Consider the following 23,794-nt stretch of genomic DNA (forward strand, 5'->3'; position numbering starts at 1 on the left):
GCTTCACCGGTGCTGGGTCGGCAACGGCTCGTCCAGTGTTGTTGCTGGCCGTGTGATGGTCGACAGGATGCTGTTGAGGCCTTCCTCGAACAGCACCCGGTCGCTCCAGCGGGTGTCGTCGAGGTGGCCGGAGGCGTGCAGGGTCGGGTAGTCGTTGGCGCTGGCGGTGATGTGGTCGCGGGCTGCGGCTCTCACTTGAGGGTTGGCGCTGCGGTGCCAGGTGGCTTCGGTGAGGGCGGCGCCGATGACGTAGTTGGCCAGGGTGCGGGTGGCCACGGCGAGGTGGAGTCCACGGCAGCCGCCGCGCACGAGGGCCGCCTGCAGGAACTCCGTCCGGGACAGGACGTTGGGTCCGAGCATCGGGCGTCCGATCAGCCTGGGTGCCCACGGGTGGCGCAGCATGGCAGCACGCCAGGCTTCGACGAGCGCTCGGATGTCGGCCTGCCAGTCGTGGCTGGCTTCCGGGATGGGCACGTCACCGAAGATCCGGTCGACGGCTAGGTCGAGGACGTCGTCCTTGGTCGCGACGTGCCAGTACACCGCGGTCGCCGTGACGTCGAGCCGCTCTGCCAGGCGGCGCATCGTCAACCCCTCGACGCCGTGCTCGTCGAGCAGGGTCACGGCGGCGGCCACGATCCGCTCGAGGGTCAACGGCGGTGGGCGTCGCGGCCGCGACGGCTGCGGTCGCAGCCACACCGACGACGCGGTGCGGTCGTTCGATCCTGCCGGTGCTGGAGTTGGCAGGTCCGGTTCTGCGGTAGTCACGACAGCGAGCTTAATACGGTGCGCAGCTAACTTAACGTCGGTAACCTGCCTGAGCGCGTCAATGTGAGTGCTGTCTGCGCGGGCGAAGGAGCTAGGGCCGTGCCGTTGCTACGTATCCACGTCGACACCGACCGACTGACCGCTCGGCGCGTCCTGCACCTCCACCAAGTTGGCAAGATCCATCACGAATCCCTCGAAGCAGCTCGCGAACAGGTATGGCGGCACGGCCGCACCCCCGCCGGCGCCCCCGTATTCGTCGGCATCACCAACGGCCGTCACCACGTAAAGCTGCTCTACGATGTCGAGGTCTACCCCGACACGGTCCGGTGACCGCCGACGGGCACACCAAGCAACGGTCACGCCGCCCCGGATCGCTACTACTCACCGCCAGGTAGAAGCCCGAGCGCCCCACCGGTTGCCACGCCCGTCCAGCGCAGTCGATCGGCGGCGGGCGTGGCGTCGCAGGATCTCGGTTGGGCGGGCGAGTGGACGCCGAGCTAGCGAAGCTCAATTCCGACGAGTTGCGGGAGGTTGGGGCCGCCGCACCGTGGGGTTCATCGTCACTCGATGGCGAAGGGACAACGCCGAGGAGGCTGCACGGTCCGGTTTATGACCGGCGTGGCGGAGTCAGTCGCCGGCCGGTCGGACCGCGGGGACGCACCCCAGTTGTTGCGCGGGCTGGGAAGGTCGCTCGCCCGCAGGCGTGCCAGCTGCGCGGCAACTGCCGGATCAGCGTCGCGGATCGGTCGCGAGCCCGCCGGTCGACGCTGATGCCGAGCGCGTGCAGGGAGGCGACCATGAGGCGGATGTCCTGCTGGAGTGTTAGGCGGCATCCCGCTGGTCCAGCCACTCCAAAATTGCCTCGGTGGTTTCCTCCGGCTTCTCCTGCTGGATCCAGTGACCGCAGTCCAGACTGACCACTTCCACATTCGGCACAAACTCCGCCAGTCTTTCAGCCCTCCCGACCGTGTCGCGGTCGCCGTAGATCATGAGGGTGGGCTGCCGGATGATCGGGTCCACGTCCGCCAGCAGGCGCCAGTTGCGGTCGAGGTTTCGGTACCAGTTGATTCCGCCCGTGAACCCTGTCGACTCGAAGGCGGAGACGTAGACGGCCAGTTCGCTGTCACTCATGACGGGCTCACCGAGTGGGGTTTCCGCTCTGGCGAGGTTGATCAACGCGTTGCCCGGCTGAGGATCTGCGAGGGGCACGTTCTGCCGGTACAGGTTCCGAAGGAATTGGAACGTGTTCTCCTCGAACACGGCGTCCGCGACGCCCGGCTGCCGGTTGAAGTGTACGAAGTAGAAATCGGCGCCGAGCACGGCCTCCATGAACTCGATCCAGGGCATCTCTCCGCGCTCTTGGTAGGGCACGCTCAGCGCTACCACGCCGTTGACCCGGTTCGGGTGCAGCAGGGTCAGACCCCAGACGACGAATGCGCCCCAGTCATGGCCGACGAAGGTGGCATCCTCGTAGCCGTAGTGATCGAGCAGGGCGACGAGGTCACCCGACAGGTGTGCGATGTCGTAGTCCGTCACTTCGGCGGGACGGGACGAGTTGCCGTAACCCCGCTGGTTCGGAACGATGACGTGGTAGCCCGCCGCGGCCAGGGCCGGCACCTGATAGCGCCAGGAGAAGGCGTGCTCCGGCCAGCCGTGACAGAGCACGATGGGGTTCCCCGCGTTCTGCCGGCCGGCCTCGAAGACTTCGAGTTCCACACCGTTGACCGAAATGCGGGTGGGCTCGGGAAAATCGGTTGTCATGCCGGCATCATGCCGACCGATACCGGTCACCTTCTGACCGGTTTTTGTGGAAGGGTTGGCGAAGTGCGAGCCGACCGGTTGATAGCCATCCTCCTCCTGCTGCAACAGCGCGAGCAGGTGACCGCAGCAGAGGTCGCCCAAGAGCTGGAGATCTCCGAGCGCACCGCCCGCCGCGACCTCGACGCCCTGGCTATGGCCGGCGTTCCGGTGTACTCCGTGCAGGGCCGAGGCGGCGGCTGGCGCCTCGTGGGCGGCGCCCGCACCGACCTGTCCGGGTTGACCGCGAGTGAGGCCCGCGCCCTCTTCCTGGTCGCCGGCCCGGCCTCGTCTGTCACGCCGGCCGTGAAAGCAGCCCTGCGCAAGCTCGTCCAAGCCCTGCCGGAACCCTTCCGGGCACAGGCCGAGGCGGCGTCGTCGTCGCTCGTCAGGGACCCACAACGATGGGGATCGAGCCGAGTCGAGCCCCGACCGCCTCGCTTCCTCGACGAACTCCAGGACGCCGTGATTTACGGCGTCCAGGTCCGGCTCGGCTACGTCGACCGCGAAGGCACCGAAACCGAGCGAACCGTTCACCCGCTGGGCATCGTCGCCAAAGGCCCGTCGTGGTACCTCGTCGCCAACACCGAGACCGGCCGGCGGACATTCCGGATCGACCGCGTTTCGTCGGTCGACCCGACCGCCGATCCCGTGCACCGGCCCGAGGACTTCGACCTTGCCGAGAGCTGGCGCGAGATCGCCGACGAGGTCGACCGTAAACGAACACCCCACAAGGCCCGGGCAGTGTGCGCGCCTCACGGGATAGGCGTGCTCCGGATGGGGTTCGGCGCTCGACTCGAAGTGGGAGGTTCCACGGCCGATGGCCGCATCGAGGTCGTGATCCGCGGCAACGACGAATACATACTCGCCGGCGAGCTTGCCGGGCTTGTCGAATACCTCGAGGTAACCGGCCCTCCGGGAGTACGAGGCCACCTGGCCTCGATCGGCAACGCGCTCGTCGAACGATACGGCTCAGACCGGCAGCACGTCGTACCGCAGAACGAGAACCAAGGTCATCAGGCTCCACTGCATCGATGACTCCGACTGCTCGCACGGCACTACGACGAGATAAGCGCCAGCTACCCGGCCCACCTCTCCAGCCTCCATAACAACGAGCTATGCGAGGATGCCGCTCGTCATCGACGCGGCAAGGAGCAGCAGTCGTGGCAGCACCCCCGAGCATCGGTCGACGCACGCTCATCGGCCAGATCAGTACGGTGCCTGGCCGGGCGGCGTCCTTGCTCACGACACGGAGCGGCTCGTGGTAGCTGGCTGGTCGGTTCGAAAGTCGCGGCGGCTCGGGTCGACACCCGACATCCGAGCGGGCGCGAACCCAAGACCGCCGCGAGCCGCCGCCCGGTCGCCCTCGACAAGCACACCGTCGCGGTGCTCGCGCCCGCCGCCGCCACCAGCTCGACCAGCGCGCCGCCGGTGCACCCTGGACGGACTCCGGGTACGTGTTCACCCGCCCCGACGGACTGCCGATCAACCCGAACTACGCCACCACCCGGTTCCGCAAACTCACCGACCGCGCCGAACTACCGCCGGTGCGTGCGACTGCACGACCTACGCCACGGCGCCGCGTCCCTCGCCCACCAAGCCGGCGCTGACCTCAAGACCCTGCAAGACCTGCTCGGGCACTCCAGCAGACGGCCCCTGATCGGACAGCTTGACAAGGACATACCGGTGACGGCCGTTCGGCCGCGACGGCCAGGTGCCGAGCGCAAGGGCTCTCGTCCCGTTGTGGCGCCGCCTCGTCGGATTACGTTCACCGAGACGGCGCCGCAACGCCCCACACCGGCCCGGGTCACGCTCGCTTCGTGAAGGCGGAACGAGCCCACAGGTAGCCGACGAGGGCGATCGCCACGCACCAGGCGACGGCGACGGCCGCGTCGGTGGTGTCGGGCGCGCTGTCGAGCAGGCCGCGCACGGTCTCGATGATCGGCGTGAACGGTTGGTACTCGGCGAACTGACGAAGACCCGGTCCCATCTTCTCCGCCGGTACGATCGCGCTGCTGAAGAACGGCAGCATGACCAGCGGCACGGCGGCCATGCCCGCTGTCTCCGGCGACTTCGCCGACAGTCCCAGCGCGACCGTGAACCAGCCCGCCGCGAACGCGAGCAGAACGACGACGCCACCCACGGCGAGCCAGTCGGTCAGGCTCGCCTCCGGGCGGAACCCCAGCAGGAAGGCCACTCCGACGAGCGCCGCGATGGCGATCACGTTGGTCAGCACGCTGGTGATGACGTGGCCGGTCAGCACCGCGCCGCGGGAGACGTCCATGGCCTTGAACCGGTTGATGATGCCCTTGGTCATGTCGGAGTTCACCGCCGTCGCGGTGGCTCCCAGCCCGTAGCAGACGGCCAGCAGGATCATGCCCGGCGTCGCGTAGTCGACGTAGTCCACGCCGACGCTGAAGGCGTCGCCGAACATGTACACGAACATCAGCAGGATGATGATCGGCATCAGGACGGCGTTGAACACCGAGGTCGGGTTCCGGGTGAGGTGTTTGAGGTTGCGGCGCAGCATGACCAGCGAATGGGACTGGGCGCTCATTTCGTGTCGACCTCCGTGGCGTGGCCGGTCAGGGCGAGGAAAACGTCGTCGAGGTCCGGGGTGCGTACGGAGCACTCCTCGGCGCTGAGGGAGTGCTCGTCGAGCCGGTCCAGCAGGGCCCGCAGTGACTTCGTGCCGCCGTCGGCGGGCACCCGCAGGGCCAGCGCGTCGTCGTCTCGGGTGGCCACGGGGAAGATCCCGGCGGCGGCGTCGAGTTCGGCGGCGGTGGAGAACCGCAGCCGTACGTGTGTTCCGGGGATGAGGCGCTTGAGCTCTTCCGGCGTGCCCTGGGCGACCAGGCGACCCTGGTCGAGCACCGCGAGGCGGTCGGCGAGTTGGTCGGCCTCCTCCAGGTACTGCGTGGTGAGGAAGATGGTCGCGCCGTCGGCGACCAGGTCACGCACGATCGACCACATGGTGCGGCGGCTGCGCGGGTCCAGGCCCGTCGTCGGCTCGTCGAGGAAGATGATCCGCGGATTGCCGACCAGCGTCATCGCCAGGTCGAGCTTGCGGCGCATGCCCCCGGAGTAGGTGGAGGTCGGCTTGTCCGCCGAGGCGGTCAGCTCGAACCGGTCCAGCAGGTCCGCGACGATCCGATCGCCGTCGCCGGCGACCCTGCGGTTGAGGTCCACCATCAGCTGGAGGTTCTCGCGTCCGGTCAGCAGCTCGTCGACGGCCGCGAACTGGCCGGTGACGCCGATGGCCGCGCGGACCGCCCTGGCGTCGGTGGCAAGGTCGTGGCCGGCGACCCGGACCGTGCCGCCGTCGGCCTGCACCAGCGTGGTCAGCACGTTCACCGTCGTCGTCTTGCCCGCGCCGTTGGGGCCGAGCAGACAGAACACCGTGCCGGCGTGGACGTCGAAGTCGACGCCGTCGAGGACGGTCTTGTCCTTGTACGCCTTGCGCAGGCCGGAGACCGAGATCGCCGGGGTCGTCACGTGGTCACCTCCGGGGTGGCCTCGGCGGCGTCGAGCGCCGCGATGATCTTGTTGGTCATGTCGGCGACGGTGGGACCGGGTGCGCCCTGCCGGGTACGGACGGCTGCGTCGAGGGCGACGACGACGGTGCGGCGGAAGTTGTCGGCCTCGGCCGGAGCCTGCTCGGCGAGCAGGCGCATCGCCTCGGTCAGGGCGGGCAGAACGCGGTCGGCGATCTCGGCCACCGACCTGCCGCCCAGGTCAATACCCCTGGACTTCTCCGCGAGCACGTGCCCGACGAGGCCGGTTGCCGAGGCCAGGGCGATGGACCCTGCGGTGGCGATCTTGTGGGGTGAGCCGGCGGCGGCTCCGGCGGCCGCCAGCAGCGTGACCGCACCGTACGCGGCCGTGCGAAGCGTGAGTTTGTCCTGGGTGGAAAGGTTGACGGACACGGTGGTGAGCTCCTTGACGTTGACGTGGGCAGGTGGCGACCGCCGGGTGGCGGCCCGGGATCACCGGGCGGGTCTCGGCTCCTGCCCGGGGCGGCGCACGTCCGCGGACAGACGGGATCTTTCATGACAAACCTCTTCTCAGTGGACGCGTCGGCCCGGTGCTGCTGGACCGGGATCAGGGCCGCCGGTTACGGCAGGGTGAGTTCGTAGCGGAGAAGCCGCCCGAGAGGGCGGTAGCCCAGGTGTCGATGCAGGGCGACCAGGTCGGAGTCCTCGTCGGCGGTGCGAGTCTCGATCTCCTCGACGTGTGGGTGGATCTCGCGCAGTCGCGTGAGCAGAGCGGCGTTGACCCACAGCCCCAGCCGCCGTCCGCGATGACCGACGAGCACGGCAGGGCCGTACTGGCGGGCGCGACGCTGCGACGGTGCTCCCGTCATCGCCAAGACGTAGGCGACCACGCCGCCGTCCGCCTCGGCGGTGCTCACCACCGCATCACCCGGTCGGCTCGGATGCCGGAGCAGTTGCTCGACGCTGTTCGCGCCAGTCGCGTCCCCGGTCCAGTGACGCAGTCGGTATCCGGGGTGCTCGACGTCGACCAACTCACCCAGCCAGGCATGGTGAATATCGCGGTAGGTGAGCAGGTTATGGATCCTGGATCCGGTGCGCCGAAATCCGTGCCGCTCGCAGAACGACTGCGCGGCGGAATCCGGGGCAGTCTCCACGATCAGCCGCCGTCCCACGGCGTGTGCACCAACGGCGGCCAGCAGCCGCGATCCGATCCCTCGTCGACGCCACTGCGGCTGCACATACAGGTTCAGATCAAGGGTGCCCGGCCGCAGGGCGGTCGGCGGTGGCAGTTCGTACTCGAACGGCATGACCGGACGTAGATCGGCGACCCCGGCCACCGAACCGGGCGACGTCACAGCGTGCCAGCGTGGGGTCCCGAGATGATCCGGCGCCGCCACGATGTCGATCACGCTTTCGCTCATGCGTCCACCCTCGCCCGGCCGCCCCGGCCGAACAACGCAGAAGATCGCATCGCCGCATTAGCCAGCGGTGATCGATCGACGACCGACCCCGCGACGGCCGGTGGTCCGAGCCACGCTCGTGCCGCCCGTTCCCGTCGCGGCCGTAGACTGCCCAATTCCAGGCCGCAATGATCGAAGGTAGGGCCGTCTGGTGGAACTGCGCGACATCGAGATCTTCCTGACGCTGACCGAAGAGCTTCACTTCGGTCGCACGGCCGAGCGTTTGCACGTGTCCCAGTCGCGGGTCAGCCAGTCGATCAAACAGCAGGAACGCCGGATCGGCGGGGGCCTGTTCGAGCGTACGAGCCGCGCCGTTCGACTCACCCCGCTCGGCGAACGGTTACGCGACCGCCTCCGCGCCGGCTACAGCGAGATCATCTCCGGCATCGAGGAGGCCGCCGCCACCGCACGCGGCCAGGCCGGCACGCTGACCGTCGGCACCATGGCCACCCAATACCAGTCGGTCGAGGCCGTCCTCGACCTGTTCCGGCAGCGGCACCCGCAGTGCGAGCTGCGCCTGCGCGAAATCCTGCCGACCGACCCGCTCGGGCCGCTGCGGGCCGGTTCGGTCGACATCGGGATCCTCTGGCTGCCCATCCGCGAGCCCGACCTCACGGTCGGGCCGGTCCTGCACCGCGAGAAGCTGGCGCTGGCGGTGGCCGCCAATCATCCGCTGGCCGACCGGGGCAGCGTCGAGCTGGAGGACCTCGGCGATCATCCGGTGGTCTACCCCGAGGGACCCATTCCCGACTACGTGTGGGAGGCGCACACCCCATCCACCACCCCGGCCGGGCGGCCCGTCCGGCGCGGACTGGGCATCGTCACCCTCGAGGAGGCCTTCCAAGCGATCGCCGGCGGTAGCGTCGTGTCCCCGATCGGATCGGATGTGGCAGCCACCCGGCGACGAGGCGACATCACCTTCCTGCCCATCACCGACGGACCGGCGCTGCACTACGCGCCGGTGTGGCGCAAAGGCGGAGAGAATGCCCTGGTACGCGCCTTCGTTCAAGTCGTCACGAAGGCGCAGCAAACGACGTAGCCGGGCCTGGCGCCGCCCTTCCCACCGGCAGACGGTGCCTGCGGCTCAACAAGCTTCCGACTGCCGCGCGCCACAGATTGGCCGGTGCGGGAGAACCCGTATGCCTGAGGTTCCCCGGTAGTTCGGAGGCTCTCGATCATGCTCTGGCTCCCTCCTGGTCTCGCACGACCGGCTCGCGGGACAGACGGCGACCGACACCGTGCCGGTCGCCGCCGTCCAATCAAGACTGTATTTTCGCCACGGCCGCCGTGAGGAGCCCGTTCAGCGACCTCTGCGCGACCTCGTGGCGAAGCAGCTGGAAGTGCGGGTAGTAGTCCAGCATCCGGCCGGGGTTGGCCGGATCGGGGAACGACTTGAACGCCCCCCAGTACCACACCGCGTACTCGTGCCGCTGCGCCATCGCTCCACCATGGTTTTCCGCGCACACGAAGAAGCCGGGGATGTACAGCTCGGGATAGACCTGCCAGACGGTCTCCTCGTCCGGGATCGGCAGGTAGGCCCGGTCGAAGTACATATTGCAGGACACCTGGAACGTGGTGAGCATCTTGTTGAAGACCGGGATCAGGTACTGCTCCAGTTGCGCGGTCTGGAGGCGCGCCTGTGCCCGCGCCGCCAGCGCGACCGGGCCCAGCGAGACCATGAGGACGGCGAGGTCGCGCATCGCCGCGTAGTTGTAGTTGCCCGCGACCGCGTCGTAGCGGGCGTTGATGGCCGTGACGCACGCGGTGGCGTCCTGCGCGAACCGCTGCTTGAGGCTCAGCGAAAATTCCGGGCTCTCGACGAACTCCAGCATGGCGTGCTCGGCGCAGCCGCGGACCTCGGCGACGGTGAGTGCGTCCATGTGGTTCTTGATCGCTTGCTCGGACCGGCGGACCTCGCTGATCATCATGCTGACCGCCAGCTCGAGCGTGAGCCCGCCGCTCCGGGATTGGTTGTAGAGGTTGTACGCGGCGTAGGCGTACTGCGCTATCTGGATGAACGTGGCCGGGTCCACCGCCTGCGCCGGCCGTGGGGCGGCCGGCACCGCGATCCCGGTGACCGCCACCGTGGCGATCACTCCTCGCACCACCAACCTCTTCAGCAGGGCCGTCATGCTCAGATCCCTTCGCTTTCCATGCGTCGCAGGATGTCTGCGGCGACCGCCCAGCTGGAGTTGGCGCCGGCCGTGGCCTTGAGCGTCTCTGGCGTGTACGGCCCTTCCCGCCACACGCCGTCGACCTGGTAGTCCTGGAGGGTCACGATGCCGTTGGGCGTGACGCACTCGTACACCTGGTGGTAGATCGACGGGTGGTAGTCCATGTCGCCCTCGCGCGGGCCGGTGCACCGCGGCACCAGCCGATCGGCGATCGCCTTCATCGCCGCCTTGTAGCTCGGCATGAACGTGGTGCTGGTGTTGAGGTTGCCCCAGACCCGCGCTTCGAGCGCGACCGCGTACAGCGCGGCGACCGCGAAGCCGAGGCGGTCGGCGACGGCTTCGGAGGAGAGCTCGTCGAATGTGGACTTGGCCTGGCGCGCGTACAGGCTGATCTCCAGCGCGAACTCCTCCGCGTTGTCCTCGGTCAGGTCCGGCAGGGATGGGACCTCCAGCAGCGCGTGCTCGGCGGCGCCGACCCACTGAGCCGAGGCGACCGCGTCCATGTGCGCGATGATGGCGTCCTCCGCCTCGCCGACGATGTCGACGAACTGCCGCACCGCCGTGTAGAGCTGCTCGGCGGTCAGCTCACCCCGTTGGTGTGCGATGAACAGGTTGAAAGCCTCCTGGCCCATCCTCTTCACCTGATCGATGCCCACCGCCTGTGCCGGCGTGGCGCCGGGCAGCACCGCCACGACCGCCAGAGCCGCCACCGCCACACCGCGCGACAGTCTGGCTCTCACCTTGAGTCCCCAGGATTTCCCGTCCACATCACGCTCCTTGTTTGTCGAGACAGGGCCGGAAACAGTGGGCGGCCCGCCCCCGTGATGGGGGTCTGCCTGCCCTGACGCCGAGTATCGCGAACCTCGCGCGGCGCGAACATCGGTAGAATTACGCAACACATGCGCAGTTGGCGCAGCGACGTCCGCCGATTCGATTTGATCAGCTGAGTAGGAAGCGGGTGTTTGCGCCGTCCCTCGGGCCCACGGTCAGCTGGCCGCCGTCGTACGTCAGGAAGCTGCGGGCGTGGGGACGAGCTGGATCGACACGCCCGTCGTGCGCGGCACCCGGCGGAGGGTTCGGGCGACTGAGCATGTCGCCGATCCACGCCGCGACCACATCCACGCCCGCGACCAGCGGGTCGATGCCAGCCTCTGCCAGGAAGTCCAGATGATCGTTCACCGCACGCCCGTACGCGACCATGGTGTTCGACGCTCGGCCGATGTTGGCGTAGAACTGCAGCCAGCGGTGGGCATACTCGCGCCCGTCTACCAGGGGAAACTTGCTCCAGGGAATCTCGATCATGGCGGAGAACAGTAGATCGGCCAGATTCCAGATAAGGGCTGGTGTTGCCGGCGGCGGGGAGGGCTGGTGTCAGACCCCGGCTGGCCGTGGTGGGTGACAGGTGCGGGGCGTGGTTGTCATGCCCGGGTCAGACACCGGTGGCGTACTGCTCGCATGGGGATCCGCCGATGTCCGTCGGCGACATCACCGCTGTCGTGTCCCCCTCTGTCCCCTGAAGTATTGACATGTTCGTATCCGACACCCCGCACTGGCCGTCCTCTCATCTACTGGCCGCGGACGCGGCGTTCGTGGCGCTGACGCGCGGGCCGGCGCCGTTGGCTCTTGACCGTGACCGGCTGGCGCGTGACATCGGCCAAGACCTGGTATTGCCGTGCGGTGTCGTGCCGTTGCCGGTGCTGCGGGACTGGCTGTTGGCCCGTCCCGGTGGGTACGCGGGTCGTGATGCGGTGTGGCGAGAGTTGGTGCTGCGGGCCCGGTTGCGGGGCAAGGAGTGGACGATCGCCGCGGCCGGGATGGCGATGCCCACGCTCGTGCGTAACGCAGGGCAGTTGTCCGCCGGGTACCGGGGTGATGCCGACATCGACAACGAGGTGCTGACGGGTTTCCTGGAGGCGGTGCGTGATCACTGCGACCTGACGGGGCCTGCCCTGTCTGCGATTGGATTCGGATTGTGACGGATTGGATGTCGGGGGCAGGGAACAGCCTGAGGGTGGTCAGTGCCGCACCAGGGGGCACTGTTATCGGACTGAAGGTCCGCATACCGGCGGCGGAGCAGGGTCGGCAGGTCGCTGATTGCGGCGAGCGTAGGCCCCTGCCAGTTCGGATCGGTGTTGTCAGCGTGTCAACCTGAACGTGGGTGTACGCGGCAGTTGGTGTGGAGGTATCGGGCAGCGCCGTCGGTGAAGTCGTAGATCGCGACCGTCTGGGTGTCCTCCAACGGGTCCGCCGGCTGCATCAGGAAGTTCGTCTCGCTAACCGGCCGGAGTTCGTAGCTGATGCGGTCTGGCTTCTGGAGGAACTCTGCCTGCATCGGGTCGACGACGAGGGTGAGACGGAGTGTTCCGCTGTCGGTGGACACTTCGAACCGGGTGCCGGGCCGCTCGTAGACGCCTTCGTACCTGGACAGGTCGAGATGTAGCGTCGGGTCCGGTGCGGGCAGGTCCGGGATGGTGACCGTGCCGAGGTCGACCAGGATCTCGTTGTACACCTTGCGGTAGAAGCTTTCCCGTGGTCCGCCGTTGGTCAGCATCGCGATCGCGGTCTTCGAGTCGGGCAGGAGCCGGAGCCGGGCGTTCTGGCCGATCGTGCTGCCGTCGGTGGCGTAGACGGTTTCGCCGTGCCAGTCACACACGATGAGGCCGAGTGCCCATGCCGGCCCGAACATGTACGGATCCGGTACGGGAACTCGCGAACACATCATCTTCCGGATGGTTTCGGCCGAGACGATGCGCTTCCCGTTCGGTGCCGTGCCTTCGTGCAGCAGCACGTGCGCCATCGCCAGCACGTCCGAGATCGTCGAGGTGATGTTGCCGCCGGGACCGAAGTCGCGCGGCAGGTAGTCCACCGGCGTGACGATCGGACCCTCGTCCAGGGAGCGGATCAGGTGCCCGGTCGCGGCCCGGTAGTCGTCCACCTGCTGGCGCCAGCTGCACGTGCTGGTCAGGCCCATGGGATCGAAGAGACGATCTCGCATGATGTCATCCCAGCGTTTGCCGTCGAGTACCTCCAGGATCCGGGCGAGGATCGCGTATCCCAGGGCCGCGCTGTAACCGTGGGTGTGGCCCAGCGGGAAGACCTGGGGCGCGTCGGCGATGTTCTCGACCATGCGCTCGTAGACGTCGTCGTCCTCGCCGGGATCACCGTACGCCTCTTCGATGCCGTTGGTGTGGTGAAGCAGGTGACGTGGGGTGACCTGGGCGCTCGTCTCGGGATCGACCACCCTGAAGCCTGGCAGGTAGGTCCGCACCGGCTCGTCCAGGTCGGTCTTCCCCTCGTCGACGAGTTGCATGAAGGCGAGCGCGGTCCAGGTCTTGGTCATGGAGCCGCACTGGTAGACGGTGTCGATCGTCGCAGCTTCCCGGGTTTCCACGTTCTTGAGCCCGACCGCGAACTCGACCACCTTCCCGTCGTGGAGCACACCGATGGCGGCGCTCGGGATGCCGTACTCCGCCAGGAGTTCGGCGACCCGAGTCTGGATCCGCGGCAGGTCGAGCGTCATCGCGGGAGACCGACCGCGTTCGACGCGTCTGCTTCGAAGTACTCCGTCGTGGCGTAGGCGCCCGCGTGCGTCTCGAAGAATTCCCGCACGCCGTCGATGGAGTCGTGGGTGATGATGTTGACCGCCTTGGCCCCGTCCTGGCTCGCCACCGCCACCTTCCACTTGGCGCCCTTGGGGAGCGCGGCGTGCGCCTTCTTCAGGCCACTCCAGAACCTGCTGTTGTCCGACACCGTCGATACGGCCAGCACGTGCACCATCGCCATCCTCTCTTTCGACACACGGAAAGCTACGTTGCATTTCAGAATCCGTCAACATAGTGGACCTGCAAAACCCTAGCTAGACGCCAATGGTTGCAACAGAACTGTGGGTAAATGCAATTGCCTTAACCGAGCCGTTGCAATGTACTGTGAATGAACGCAAGGGAGGGGGCACCGATGCCAGGAACCAGGCTGACCCACGAGGACCGCAGCCGGATCGCGGCGTGGCTGGCCGACGGACTCGGGTACGCCGAGATCGGCCGCCGGCTCGGCCGGCCGACCTCCACGATCAGCCGCGAGGTGGCACGCAACGGCACGCCCGGCGCCTACCTGCCCGAGCGCGCCCAGCAGGCCGCCGGCCACCGTGCCCGCCGGCGCAAGCCCCGACCGTCCGAGGCGACGACCGACGAGCAGGCCGCCGATGTGGTGCGGAGCTTCGTGGACCAGTTCGCAACCCTGTTGGCCGCCACCGGACTCCCCCGGATGACTGCCCGGATGTTCGTCTGCCTGCTCACCGCCGACGCCAACGGCCTGACGGCCGCCGAGCTGGTGCACCGGTTACACGTCAGTCCGGCGTCGGTATCCAAATCCATCGGTTACCTGGAAGCCATCGACCTGGTGGTGCGCCGACCGGACGCCGGTGGCCGCCGGGAGCGGTACGTCATCGACGACGACGTCTGGCTCCGGGCATGGCAGTCCGACACCAGCGCACACGGCGAAATCGCCATAGCCGCGCAGCAGGGCATCGAGATCTTCGGAGCCGACACAACCGCCGGAGTTCGACTGGGCAAGATGGGCCAGTTCTTCGCCCGACTCAGCCAGCAGATGAGCGGCAGCATGCTCGCCGAGCCCGTCGTCTATGACGCGCTGACCCTGCTCGCCGCACTCGTGCACGCCGATCGACCCCTCACCCTCACCACACTGGCCACCGCGCTCGACTGGCCCCCGGACCGCCTCACCGCCGCTCTGGAGGCGATCCAACTCCACCCAACCATCGCCGATCCGCTCGTCTTGCGGACCATCGAGCCCCAGACCTACACCATCACCACCAGACCGGACCGCCTCAGCCCGGCGCAACGCCAAGCCCTCGAAGACGTGAGCCACACACGGCGTGGCACCAGCAGACCGAACCGGACAACTCCCACTGTCCGCTAGACGCGGGCCGCGAGCGCGATGCCCTGGGAGCGGCGCGCGGGCTCGAATTCATCACCCATGAATCCGTACACTCCGCAGGAATTCCGCCGGCCCTTCCGGTGGCAGGCCGGGATCGCTGCGCGCGGCAGCGGCCTGAGGCGGAACGAGCCAGCGACCTTCTGCTCGTAGACCTCCCAGGTGGCCGGGTGGCCCAGGGGGATGCACCAGCGTCCGCTCGGACCACGCCGGGCGTGGCACCTGCCCCAGGCGCAGCCAGTTGTAGACCGCGTTCCCGGGGAAACTGAGTTCCGCGACGGCCTGTTTGACGCTGACCTCGCCGTCCTGGACCGCGACGGTGCGCGGCCCGAAAACCTGGTAAGCGTCGCGGACCCGAGCGACGCCGCCAGCGGTGAACGGCCTCCCCTCGCCGGTGCTCAGCCCGACGGCATTGAGCATGTCGGCGAATTCGGCGCTGGGGTGGGTGGCGCCGTGACGGCGGATCAACACCAACGCGACGGTCGGGTGCGGCCAAGGCCGGGGCGGGCCTCCTCTCAACCTCGCACACGAAGAACAGCCCAGTGCGCTTGCGCTGCGCAAACAGCACGGTCAAGTACTGACCTTTCAATGGATGGACGCGGCGTCTCGACGCCGGACGGGGCGCTCTCGCCGACCCCTACACCGAGGCCGCCGCGGCCGATGCCACCGACCTGGCCGACCGGCTCGCCCGCGGTGCGGCGAAGCTGTTCCGCGTCGGCGTGTACGTCACCGTGCACGCCCGTACCGAGGAGGAACTGGTTCAGGCGTGTGCCCGGGTCAAGGCCGCCGCCGCGTCCACCCTGCTGGAGGTGCAGCCGGCCACCTGGCGGTAGCTCGCCGGCTGGACCACCACCCTCCCACTGGCCTGCGACGGGCTGCGGATGCCCCGCACCATGGACACCGCCGCGTTCCCCCTGGCCTCCCCGACCTGCCGGCACCGCTGCCCGGTGACCCGCCCACCGGCGGGGTGCTCTACGGGATCAACCCGACCGGCACCGGAAACCGGGCTGCAGGGAAGGCCGATCACGTTACCCCCAGCCGGACGCCCCCGGACCGAGCGGGACACGAGGGATGCTCGTCGCAGGACCAACATCCGAGCAACCAACCGACCACAAGGGACACAACAGGCAAGGGGCCTGACTGCTGTTTCGGCAGTTCAGACCCCTTGTGATCTTGCGCGCCCGAAGGGACTCGAACCCCTAAACCTTCTGATCCGTAGACGAGAAGCCAGATGCCACAGCTCAGAGTTTTGATCAAATTCCTTGCCGTAGCACGATTTGGGCATAGATGTATCGTTTCTAGGTCTTGTCAAGAATTTCCTTCCCGTTGTCTCGGCTGCTGGGAGACGCATCGTTGGTAGACGATTGAGTGGTCGCGCTGGACGTTAAATCGATCTCGTTCTGTGCGCCCACGCCTACCTCGCCGTCACCGCCGCACAGGCCAAAAGGGGGCACCGAACCCGATGACGGCCTCATCCCTCTCGCCCTCGGCGAGGTCCGACGTCTCCTGACACACCTGATCACCACCACCCGACCCTTCGACCACATCCATCGATGGCCACAATGGCGACGACGACACCAATACCGCGCCAGAACCGCCCACTACCAGCGAAGACTCCAACTTCATCAGGCGCGGCTGGAGTACTAAGCCTCGCCTGCCGAAGGCCCTCCAAGCATCCGCAACTCGGCACGTCCGGACGGCACCTGTGCCGGTTCGGCGGACACTGCGCAGCGCGCGGCTCACGGCATGTCCCGGTAGGCGGTTCTGGGCAGAATCCGCAAGTGGCGGCGACCCGAGGCCCCTGGTGCGTCTGCGGCTGCCCCCTCAGCCTTCACCCTTCACCAGGTCAGCAAGGTGCGCACAGGGCCGCTCGACCTCACGATGCCAGGCGCTGCCGATCACGGCTACGGGGTAGCTAACCTCCCTGACCCTCCCGTCAGCAGTCTCCACCGCAAACCGCATCGGCAACGGCTCGCTGTCGAACGGGATCGAGCAGTCGATGCGGACCTCGACGTCGATCCAGCCGGTGCCGCCGGGACGCAGCAGCCGGGACTGTCCGGTACCTCGGACCCGGATACCCGGCAGCTGACCGGTCGCCGCACTGGCAGTGACCGGCGTCGGCCCAGCATTGATCACCGCCAGTTGTCCTGCCATCTGATAAACGCCCCCGCTGCCCCCGCCCCCGCTGCCGCCGGATGCGACGAAGGCCACGAGGGAGATCGACGTACTTTGCTCCCGTTCTTCCCGCGCATCCCGCAGCTCGCCGACCGCAACACCGCCAAGCGCCACGCCGACCACAAAGGCAGCGACGAGCCGCACGTTCACCTTCCGTCTGGCCGTAACGCGGTCAGGAGCGGAACTGCCCGACGGCACCGATCGGTGATCGTGGTCACCCAGGTCAATAACCTCGTGCTCCGCCGGCATGGCATCAGCCTAGAGAACGCGATCTGCAGCCATCACCGATCTACACCCGCAGACTCGGGTGCCTGAGCATCCTCGGGTTCGGCAGACGGGCGGGGAGCGAGCCAAGGCGGGCGGAAGGACCGATACACCGAAGGGTGGGCCCCGACACGACGCAACGCACGGTCGGGCCGTAGATGCCCGTGCATGCTGGGCTCGCCCTGTCATCGGCAGGACCGCGCGTCGAGCGCCGCCACGCCCTGACTGAACGTGACGCACGATCGGCGGCATGTCCAGATAGTTCCCACCTGATCCACTTCAATCCGACGAACGTTCCTGGATAGCGCGCTAGGCTGGTCCGGATGAGACCTATGACCGTGATCGTTTCGTTGCCCGTCGCGGACGTCGAGAGGTCGCTACGCTTCTACCGCGAGGGTCTGCAACTGACCAACCCCGAGATCGACGACAAGATGATCGCGTTCGAGCTGCCGAACCTGTCGCTGTTTCTGATCGAGCGGTCCGAGTACGCGAAGTACACCGACCGCGCCGGTGTCCCGCCGGTCGGCGCCGCCGTGCCGGGAGCCTGCGTCTTCTCCTGCGCGATCGGCAGCAAGGAGGAGGTGGACGACATCCTGAAGCGTGCCGGGGCAGCCGGGGGTTCGATCCCGGGGCCGGCCGAGGATCACGACGGCTCGTACATGGGCTACTTCAGCGACCCCGACGGGCACGTCTGGGAGCTGGTCTTCAACGCCCGCACCGAGGCCGCGGCGGGCTAGGTTCTCACCTTCTTACACTGGGACGGTTTCAGGCGTAGGTAGTCAAGATCGATCGTTCGGCCCCTAATGTCGATTATGGAATTGCCATGAGGCGCACCTCACCGGCCACGCCGTCGCTTCGCAGCCCGGCCCATCCCGGCGCTCGAAGCTGGGCGCTCTGTTTCAACGCGTGCGGCTCGGCGTGCCCACGCAGATGCTGAGGTCACGCTCGTCTGCGGCAGCACTGGGCACGGGCTGTGCTTTGACCGCGATCACCAGGAACTGGCGGGCGGCCGGGACCGGTCTGGCCGGTCAGGGAAAGCTGTTGCCGGGGAAGGTCATCCGGACGGTGGTGCCCTGCCTGGGAGCCGAGGCAACATCCAGCCTGCCGCCGTTTGCGGTGACGATCGCCGCTTGATGTCCACCCGCACCGCGGCCAGCGGGTCCAGGTCGTGGTCGGCGCACCAGCGCAGGGTCGGACTCGGTGTGTACGCGAGTCCGGCCACGGTAGCGGCCAGGAAGGCCGACACCGCGGCGCGCGCAACGAGTTTGATCGGGCAGTGATGAACGCCAGCCCACCGGAAGCGGCAAATCCGTGCACTCGCCTGAACTGTTGCGCGAGGTCCACACGCAACCGTGCAGGGTCGGCCCCCGGGCCCCTACTCAGACGACGTGCGGACGCCACGGGAATCGCACCGCGACGGCGGGATCGTCTTGCAGGAAGCCGACGAATGCTCGAATGACTTCCTCGACGTCCGGCAGCTCTGCCCGGAAGTGCTGATCAGGCGTGCCATCTCGCCGTTCGAGCGCGTACCACCCAGGTCGCGTACCGGCCTGTTGACCGTAACCGGCCTGGACATACCAGTCGTCGGCCCGAGTGAGCACCGCGTAGTAGTTGTCCGTGGACAGGTGCATGAGGACTTTGCGCACCATGTCGGCATCCGGGTCACGGGACGGACGTCCCCGCGCAGAGGTCAACTCGAAGCGCCAGGACTCTCGAAACGGCGTGCGAAGCTGGTTCCACTGCGGGTCGTAGCAGTTCAGCCCGTGCTCTTCGGCCAGTCGAGCGGCCCATTCCGACACCTCTTCGCAGCGGCTCCACACCATTGGGAAGTACACCAGTGGTCCCCCCGCCTCGCTCATCAGCGGTCCGGTGGACCACGGGCTGTCCTCGCCGGCATCGGTGCCGATGTCGGGGTATCGGGCCAGCAACGCCCGCACATACGAGGTCACACGCGCCGTAGGCGCCACAGGAGCATCCGACCCGACGTAGCGGTCGTACAGGCGCTCGAACTCTGCGGCAGCAGCGAAGTCATTCGCCGGCCGATCACCCTCCCAAACGGCAAGGTCATATGACATGGCGCGATGTTACGCAGGCACCTCCTGGCCGGGCTCGGCGCAACCGCCTTGACCTCGGCACTGTCATCAGATCGGAGGCGGGGCATCCACGATCCTCGTCACGCTGGATAGTGCTCGGTCGGCGGCATGAGCGTGGACGTCGCCTGAGGTAGCTTCTGCGGATGCCTCATGATCCATTGCAGGACATGCCCGCCGAATCTCGCACGGAGCTGACGATGGCTGTCTGCGCTGCCATCGACATCGATCCGGCTACCGCGGAGGACATCATCCGCTCGACTGAGCCATTTTGGGATGCGATGGAACGAGCCGGTGGCCTCGTGGACTCATGGGGTGGCGGCTAGTTCTATTACGTCCTGCCGAGGGTCTTGTCGTTCATCCGCCAGACCGCCAATCCGTAGCGCAGTCGGCGATCCCTTCGCCCTGTCACCGGCGCGACCGGACGGAACCTGACTCAAGCGATCGTGACGCTGCGCGGCGCGCGGTCCGCGGCAGAAGCGGATGGTCTGGCCGCTACATCCTGAGTCCACGGCGCGCGACGAATTCCAGGACGTCGGCCGCCTCAAGCTCCGGGTCGCCGCCATCGTGGAAGTGGAACCAGACTTCCTCGCGGCAGTGACCATCATCGACCGGGAACCCCCAGTGATCGCCGGTGCCCACCGCCGCTATCGCGATGAATGTCCGGTCAGGGACTCTCGGTCGTTGACCGACGTGACGTCGTCGTCGCCGGAGTCGGCGCTGACGATCGGGAACAGTTCGAGGCAGCCGACCATGCCACCGCCGTAGCTCATCATGAAGGCCTTGTACTTCTCCGGCAACGTCACGCCGAGCTGCTTCTCCAAGTCGGCAACCTCGGCGGCGGTGGCGGTGCGTCCCTCGATGAGCGCGAAGCCGTGCTCGCCTGACGTTCGCCCTCGGAAACGTCGTCCTGCGGCTGTGGGCCAAGCGCCGGCTACGAGCAGGCAGAACGCTGCCGGGACCATGCCGAGCACTTCGCCTGTCCGTCAACCACCCAAAGCTCTTCTTCGGTGCCTTGTTCGCACAGATCACGATCGGCGTCCTGCTGTTGCTCACCGCCATCGTCACGACCGGTCGTTGAGAGTCGGCTCTCCCGTCGACCAGCTACGGAAAACTCCCTCAAGGGGGTCGTTCTCCTCAGCGCCCGCCTTGGCGGTAGATCAGTGCCCAGTTCAGGTGGCGGTGAAGACCACGGCACGCCCCGCGGCTGCAGCCCGCTGGTAGAACGCCCGAATCTCAACGAAGTTGTCCCAGGTGTAGTCGAAGTCGGCGTCATCGAGGGCGCCGCGATAGTCGGGGTCGTCGATTGCGTTGAACCGCTGGCGCAGCTGGCATCGGTCGACAGACCGCAGAGCGGCGGCCACGTCCCGGGTCTCGTCCACGGTGAGGTAGACCACGACGTACTCGTCGTGCAGCCGGCGCCCGCCGAGCACCGCATGGCTGAACGGATACTCGCCACCGTCGGGTTCGAGGGTGCCGTCGGTCAGGCACCGGTGGATCGCGTCCCACGCTTTGTCGGTGTCGGCCTTCAGGCCGTCCTCGGCCCACGACTTCTCGATCTCCTCGATGAGTTCGTCCACCGCGTCGCTGTCGCCGTCATCGCCGGCCGCGAGCAGAGACCGCTCCTGCTCCGGCCTGATCGCGAAGTGCACTCCCAGCACGCAGAGATCCTATGCTGATCTTCACCAGTGGTTGCGGAGGTTCAGCTCGAACCACGGCACGAAGGAGCAGCAAGGGCGGCGCGCCGGTTGCGGCATGACAGTGCGCCACCAGAGTTGCCGGGTGAACGTCAATCCCCGTCGCGGTCCAAGGCAGGGGGATGGCATCTTACGTCCGTGTATAGAGCAGTCGACGATGGCATCGAGATCGTGGCCGAGGGCGGACAGGGCCGTGTCCGTCTGCTTGCCCCCAGCGACCCTTCGCGGACGAGTTCCTTGACTTCAGAGTCGAGTTGCAGGATCTCGGGTTGAACGCCGCCACCGGAGTGCGCACGATCGGCGGTGACGGACTCGCGTCCTGGGCCAAAATGCTGGCCGAGTCGTATGCCGGCTGGGATGGTGAACGGTCGTGGGAGTCACTCGAACATGATGCAAGCATCCATGCACGGCACGACGGACGCGGACACGTCACACTTCGATTCGTGATCCGTGGCTCAAGCGCATACGACGAGGCGGCGTGGGAGGCTGCCGTCAGCGTCAACCTTGACGCCGGTGAGGACATGAGGGGGCTTGCCCAAGAAATCGAGGTCTTCGTCGGGTAGACGGACCTGCCCAGATCTGCACGCCTGTGCACGATCGGTGGCAGATCAGGGCACGTGGTCTCGCTGAGACGCCGTCAGGGCGAATCACTGAGCCTCGCTAGTCGGCCCAACGGACCGCGCGGCTGTTCTGATCGCTCGTTCTGGGATGCCGCGTACCCTGCTCGAGTGGTGACGCTCATGACCTACGCCGGCATTGCGGTCCCAAATGCCCGAAGTACCCGCACGGGCGGAGTTCCGCTGACACCGCCGGGATTTAAGTGGCCCCGGTGTCACGAGGGCGAAGGGGCGATGCAGTTCCTGGCTCAGATACGCCTTGCTGACGTCGAACCCGAGGGCGCTGGCCTGTTGTCCATCTTCATGTGTCAAAACGATCCGGGCCTCTGTGACGAATGGGACGCCACCGCAGGCGGCAACCGGGCGTTCGTATTCGGATCTGACTCCACCGAGACTGTCGCGGTACCCGATGACGGCATCACGCTGCTGGACGAGACTTCAGCGGTCGACTTCGTGCAGGTCTACGCCGACGACTATCTGAAAGCCCGTGAGCGTTGGGCTCAGGAGACCAGCCGGTCGGTGCTGGAGGTGCTCGGTCAGGTCGGCGGCCAGCCTGCCTGGCTACAGAACGACGAAACGCCCGCATGTAGCGTCTGCGACGAACCGATGTCGTTCGTCGTGCAACTGGAGGAGGGCCACGACCACAGGACCTCGGCGAACTTCGGCGGCGGTGGCTGTGGCTACGGATTTCGTTGCGCGTCCTGCGGCAATGCCGCTTTTCTGTGGCAGCGGTGACGCTGCCCAGACCAGCAAGAAGCCAGCGGCGAGACCGAACCATGCGACGGCAGCAACTCGCGCTCGCTACGCATCGTGATTGACAGACCGAAGGTGGCGTGCTCGCTCGGCCAGATCCGGATAGCTGCGGGCGCTGCGTCGTCGTAGTCACTATCCGCGCGGCATAGACGGATGCAGGGTGTGACTGATGGAGCCATCATCGGGCTGCAACCCGGGTAGCTTTCCCAGTCGCGACACCAGTCGTCAGTGATCGTTGCGCACGATCTGTCAGACCGGAGGGCCATCGTGCCTGTAGGAGACGAAGCCGTTCATGGCAGCGGCGCTGCTGACCGACAAAATAAGCCCATGTCAGTCATCAGAATTTCTGGACCACCTCCACGAAAGGGCAAACAAATCCGAGAGAAACATGCGGCTAAATCGAAGCTGACGCTGAATCAACCCTCTTCCCAGAGGGTTGATCGAGGAGTGGGCGGAATCAATCGCCCCTGCGGCGATTGCCACGATGAACGAGACGCAGAAAACCACTATGATCGGCACCACAAAAGCAATTAGCACCGAATGGCCGATCAAGTTATTCTCGCGCAGGATTGTAACCGCCGCGCCCCCACCTGCGGCCAGAAATGCCACGCGCCACGAAATCACCAGCAAGCGGTATGACTTACGCCTCCTGAACACGGCAACTTTGTCGCGATACGACGAGTTGTCCATTTACCGAGAACTCCTCAATCAGGGATCACCAGTCAAATAGGCGCCCCGACGAGGTCGTCGCCACGCCCTCCGTATAGCCGCCACCAGCGCCAATTCCAGCACTCGCCCCACATGCCCTCAAGCCGGCATGTGCGGATAGGGCGGGTCGGCCAAGGCTAACGTTTCGGGTATGACGGACGAGACGGGCACCATCAGGGCGGCCATAACTGGCCCATCAGGGGCTGATTATCGCTGCTCCCGGTTACTGAACGTAGTCGGCGCTGGTGGTTACCGAGCGGCGATTGGCCCCGACCCTCGCGTCGTCTGCGGGCATGTCCGTGCCCTTGATCTTGGGCCGACGGCTTGTGGGAGAGGACCAGCTGTGGGTCTCCAGTCAAGCGGTGTCGGGGGCTACCTCGTCGGTGTGGGGTGATTTGGGTGTTGTCGGGTTGAGGTGCTGGCTTGTGGCGCTGTTTTGTAGGTCGGTCAAGGTGGAAGCTGCCGCGTCGCGGCGCGCGGTGAACGCCTGCGGCTCGGCGGCTGCGAGCTCCTCGAAGTACTGCAAGCCTTCCGCAACTGCATCCAGAATCTGGTCCGAAGTCTCTCCGAGGATGCTCGCTACATATCCCACGTTCCACAGGGACGTGGCGAGGTCGGGCAGGTAGGCGTCGCGGTTGGCGGCGGCCAACTCCCGGCGCAGGTCGACGGCTTCCTGGCTGGCTTCCAGCGCTTCGACCCGCCGCCCCACCTCCGCCAACGTCGCCGCATTATTGTTCACCGACATGGCGAGGTCGGGCAGGTAGGCGTCGCGGTTGGCGGCGGCCAACTCCCGGTAAAGGTCGACGGCTTCCTGGCTGGCTTCCAGCGCTTCGACCCGCCGCCCCACCTCCGC

The 23,794-nt window shown here is 67.0% G+C and carries 24 protein-coding genes and 4 pseudogenes; 10 read left to right on the forward strand and 18 right to left on the reverse strand.

Translation table 11 applies throughout. The features are described 5' to 3' along the window. Window positions 1-3 precede the first annotated feature (3 nt). Window positions 4-765: a TetR/AcrR family transcriptional regulator gene (locus tag SM447_RS26875; protein WP_474575668.1), complete on the reverse strand. Its 762-nt coding sequence runs from the start codon at window positions 763-765 to the stop codon at window positions 4-6. A gap of 99 nt (window positions 766-864) precedes the next feature. Here SM447_RS26875 and SM447_RS26880 point away from each other — a divergent pair, with 99 nt between their 5' ends. Next, the gene (locus SM447_RS26880; protein ID WP_474575669.1) at window positions 865-1,095 is read left to right on the forward strand and encodes a hypothetical protein; all 231 of its coding nucleotides are present in this window, start codon (window positions 865-867) and stop codon (window positions 1,093-1,095) included. Window positions 1,096-1,587: 492 nt separating this feature from the next. Here SM447_RS26880 and SM447_RS26885 read toward each other — a convergent pair whose 3' ends face one another. Beyond that, on the reverse strand, window positions 1,588-2,631 hold the full coding sequence (locus tag SM447_RS26885; RefSeq protein WP_474575670.1) for an alpha/beta fold hydrolase: 1,044 nt from the start codon (window positions 2,629-2,631) through the stop codon (window positions 1,588-1,590). Here SM447_RS26885 and SM447_RS26890 point away from each other — a divergent pair. Further along, the gene (locus SM447_RS26890; RefSeq protein WP_474575671.1) at window positions 2,590-3,600 is read left to right on the forward strand and encodes a helix-turn-helix transcriptional regulator; all 1,011 of its coding nucleotides are present in this window, start codon (window positions 2,590-2,592) and stop codon (window positions 3,598-3,600) included. The genes SM447_RS26885 and SM447_RS26890 overlap by 42 nt on opposite strands. A gap of 294 nt (window positions 3,601-3,894) precedes the next feature. After that, a pseudogene (locus SM447_RS26895) lies at window positions 3,895-4,209 on the forward strand (site-specific integrase); the annotation flags it as partial. Window positions 4,210-4,369: 160 nt separating this feature from the next. Here the strand turns inward: SM447_RS26895 and SM447_RS26900 are convergent. The 4 genes from SM447_RS26900 to SM447_RS26915 all read right to left on the reverse strand — a co-directional run bounded on the left by SM447_RS26900 (window position 4,370) and on the right by SM447_RS26915 (window position 7,477). Continuing rightward, a complete protein-coding gene (locus SM447_RS26900) occupies window positions 4,370-5,119 on the reverse strand; it encodes an ABC transporter permease (protein WP_474575672.1) in 750 nt (249 codons plus the stop codon). After that, window positions 5,116-6,057 (reverse strand): ATP-binding cassette domain-containing protein, encoded by a 942-nt coding sequence (locus tag SM447_RS26905; protein WP_474575673.1) that lies wholly within the window; start codon window positions 6,055-6,057, stop codon window positions 5,116-5,118. The genes SM447_RS26900 and SM447_RS26905 overlap by 4 nt, the downstream gene beginning before the upstream one ends. Then, complete coding sequence (locus SM447_RS26910; RefSeq protein ID WP_474575674.1) at window positions 6,054-6,488, reverse strand: hypothetical protein; 435 nt, start codon at window positions 6,486-6,488, stop codon at window positions 6,054-6,056. Before SM447_RS26910 ends, SM447_RS26905 begins: the two co-directional genes overlap by 4 nt. Before the next feature lie 188 nt (window positions 6,489-6,676). Then, entirely contained in the window at window positions 6,677-7,477 is an 801-nt protein-coding gene (locus SM447_RS26915) for a GNAT family N-acetyltransferase (protein ID WP_474575675.1), read from the reverse strand. Window positions 7,478-7,667: 190 nt separating this feature from the next. On the opposite strand from SM447_RS26915, the gene SM447_RS26920 reads away from it, so the two are divergent. Continuing rightward, on the forward strand, window positions 7,668-8,555 hold the full coding sequence (locus SM447_RS26920; protein ID WP_474575676.1) for a LysR family transcriptional regulator: 888 nt from the start codon (window positions 7,668-7,670) through the stop codon (window positions 8,553-8,555). Window positions 8,556-8,775: 220 nt separating this feature from the next. On the opposite strand, the gene SM447_RS26925 is transcribed toward SM447_RS26920, so the two are convergent. The 3 genes from SM447_RS26925 to SM447_RS26935 form a co-directional block, all read right to left on the reverse strand. Continuing rightward, window positions 8,776-9,648 carry a hypothetical protein gene (locus SM447_RS26925; protein WP_474575677.1) on the reverse strand — a complete coding sequence of 291 codons (873 nt, stop codon included), beginning with the start codon at window positions 9,646-9,648 and terminating at the stop codon, window positions 8,776-8,778. Between the two features lie 2 nt (window positions 9,649-9,650). Continuing rightward, complete coding sequence (locus SM447_RS26930) at window positions 9,651-10,430, reverse strand: hypothetical protein (RefSeq protein ID WP_474575678.1); 780 nt, start codon at window positions 10,428-10,430, stop codon at window positions 9,651-9,653. A 199-nt stretch (window positions 10,431-10,629) separates the two neighbouring features. Beyond that, the gene (locus SM447_RS26935) at window positions 10,630-10,992 is read right to left on the reverse strand and encodes a hypothetical protein (RefSeq protein ID WP_474575679.1); all 363 of its coding nucleotides are present in this window, start codon (window positions 10,990-10,992) and stop codon (window positions 10,630-10,632) included. Between the two features lie 287 nt (window positions 10,993-11,279). Between SM447_RS26935 and SM447_RS26940 the strand changes: the two genes are divergently transcribed. Then, the gene (locus SM447_RS26940) at window positions 11,280-11,666 is read left to right on the forward strand and encodes a hypothetical protein (RefSeq protein WP_474575680.1); all 387 of its coding nucleotides are present in this window, start codon (window positions 11,280-11,282) and stop codon (window positions 11,664-11,666) included. A gap of 167 nt (window positions 11,667-11,833) precedes the next feature. Here the strand turns inward: SM447_RS26940 and SM447_RS26945 are convergent, their stop codons facing one another. Both SM447_RS26945 and SM447_RS26950 read right to left on the reverse strand, forming a co-directional pair. Further along, complete coding sequence (locus SM447_RS26945; protein WP_474575681.1) at window positions 11,834-13,210, reverse strand: serine hydrolase domain-containing protein; 1,377 nt, start codon at window positions 13,208-13,210, stop codon at window positions 11,834-11,836. Beyond that, entirely contained in the window at window positions 13,207-13,467 is a 261-nt protein-coding gene (locus tag SM447_RS26950) for a hypothetical protein (RefSeq protein ID WP_474575682.1), read from the reverse strand. Before SM447_RS26950 ends, SM447_RS26945 begins: the two co-directional genes overlap by 4 nt. 177 nt (window positions 13,468-13,644) lie before the next feature. On the opposite strand from SM447_RS26950, the gene SM447_RS26955 reads away from it, so the two are divergent. After that, complete coding sequence (locus SM447_RS26955) at window positions 13,645-14,622, forward strand: helix-turn-helix domain-containing protein (RefSeq protein WP_474575683.1); 978 nt, start codon at window positions 13,645-13,647, stop codon at window positions 14,620-14,622. Window positions 14,623-14,673: 51 nt separating this feature from the next. Here the strand turns inward: SM447_RS26955 and SM447_RS26960 are convergent, their stop codons facing one another. Next, window positions 14,674-15,108 (reverse strand): hypothetical protein, encoded by a 435-nt coding sequence (locus tag SM447_RS26960; RefSeq protein WP_474575684.1) that lies wholly within the window; start codon window positions 15,106-15,108, stop codon window positions 14,674-14,676. A gap of 125 nt (window positions 15,109-15,233) precedes the next feature. Here SM447_RS26960 and SM447_RS26965 point away from each other — a divergent pair. Then, window positions 15,234-15,637, forward strand: a pseudogene (locus SM447_RS26965) (conjugal transfer protein TraC); the annotation flags it as partial. Between the two features lie 824 nt (window positions 15,638-16,461). Here SM447_RS26965 and SM447_RS26970 read toward each other — a convergent pair. Next, complete coding sequence (locus SM447_RS26970; protein ID WP_474575685.1) at window positions 16,462-17,061, reverse strand: hypothetical protein; 600 nt, start codon at window positions 17,059-17,061, stop codon at window positions 16,462-16,464. Window positions 17,062-17,399: 338 nt separating this feature from the next. Here SM447_RS26970 and SM447_RS26975 point away from each other — a divergent pair, with 338 nt between their 5' ends. Beyond that, window positions 17,400-17,813, forward strand: coding sequence for a VOC family protein (locus tag SM447_RS26975; protein ID WP_474575686.1), 414 nt, complete (start codon window positions 17,400-17,402; stop codon window positions 17,811-17,813). A 642-nt stretch (window positions 17,814-18,455) separates the two neighbouring features. Here SM447_RS26975 and SM447_RS26980 read toward each other — a convergent pair. From SM447_RS26980 to SM447_RS26990, 3 genes are all read right to left on the reverse strand, one after another. Then, entirely contained in the window at window positions 18,456-19,151 is a 696-nt protein-coding gene (locus SM447_RS26980) for a hypothetical protein (protein ID WP_474575687.1), read from the reverse strand. A gap of 662 nt (window positions 19,152-19,813) precedes the next feature. Beyond that, the gene (locus SM447_RS26985) at window positions 19,814-20,131 is read right to left on the reverse strand and encodes an SMI1/KNR4 family protein (RefSeq protein WP_474575688.1); all 318 of its coding nucleotides are present in this window, start codon (window positions 20,129-20,131) and stop codon (window positions 19,814-19,816) included. Window positions 20,132-20,338: 207 nt separating this feature from the next. Further along, on the reverse strand, window positions 20,339-20,827 hold the full coding sequence (locus tag SM447_RS26990; RefSeq protein ID WP_474575689.1) for a YfbM family protein: 489 nt from the start codon (window positions 20,825-20,827) through the stop codon (window positions 20,339-20,341). A 275-nt stretch (window positions 20,828-21,102) separates the two neighbouring features. Between SM447_RS26990 and SM447_RS26995 the strand changes: the two are divergent. Together SM447_RS26995 and SM447_RS27000 are read left to right on the forward strand one after the other, a co-directional pair. Beyond that, window positions 21,103-21,426, forward strand: a pseudogene (locus SM447_RS26995) (DUF6228 family protein); the annotation flags it as partial. A gap of 165 nt (window positions 21,427-21,591) precedes the next feature. After that, window positions 21,592-22,215 (forward strand): DUF1963 domain-containing protein, encoded by a 624-nt coding sequence (locus tag SM447_RS27000; protein ID WP_474575690.1) that lies wholly within the window; start codon window positions 21,592-21,594, stop codon window positions 22,213-22,215. Between the two features lie 348 nt (window positions 22,216-22,563). Here the strand turns inward: SM447_RS27000 and SM447_RS27005 are convergent, their stop codons facing one another. Together SM447_RS27005 and SM447_RS27010 are read right to left on the reverse strand one after the other, a co-directional pair. After that, the gene (locus SM447_RS27005; RefSeq protein ID WP_474575691.1) at window positions 22,564-22,923 is read right to left on the reverse strand and encodes a hypothetical protein; all 360 of its coding nucleotides are present in this window, start codon (window positions 22,921-22,923) and stop codon (window positions 22,564-22,566) included. Window positions 22,924-23,296: 373 nt separating this feature from the next. After that, window positions 23,297-23,794, reverse strand: a pseudogene (locus SM447_RS27010) (hypothetical protein); the annotation flags it as partial.

Source organism: Micromonospora aridisoli (assembly GCF_056150025.1).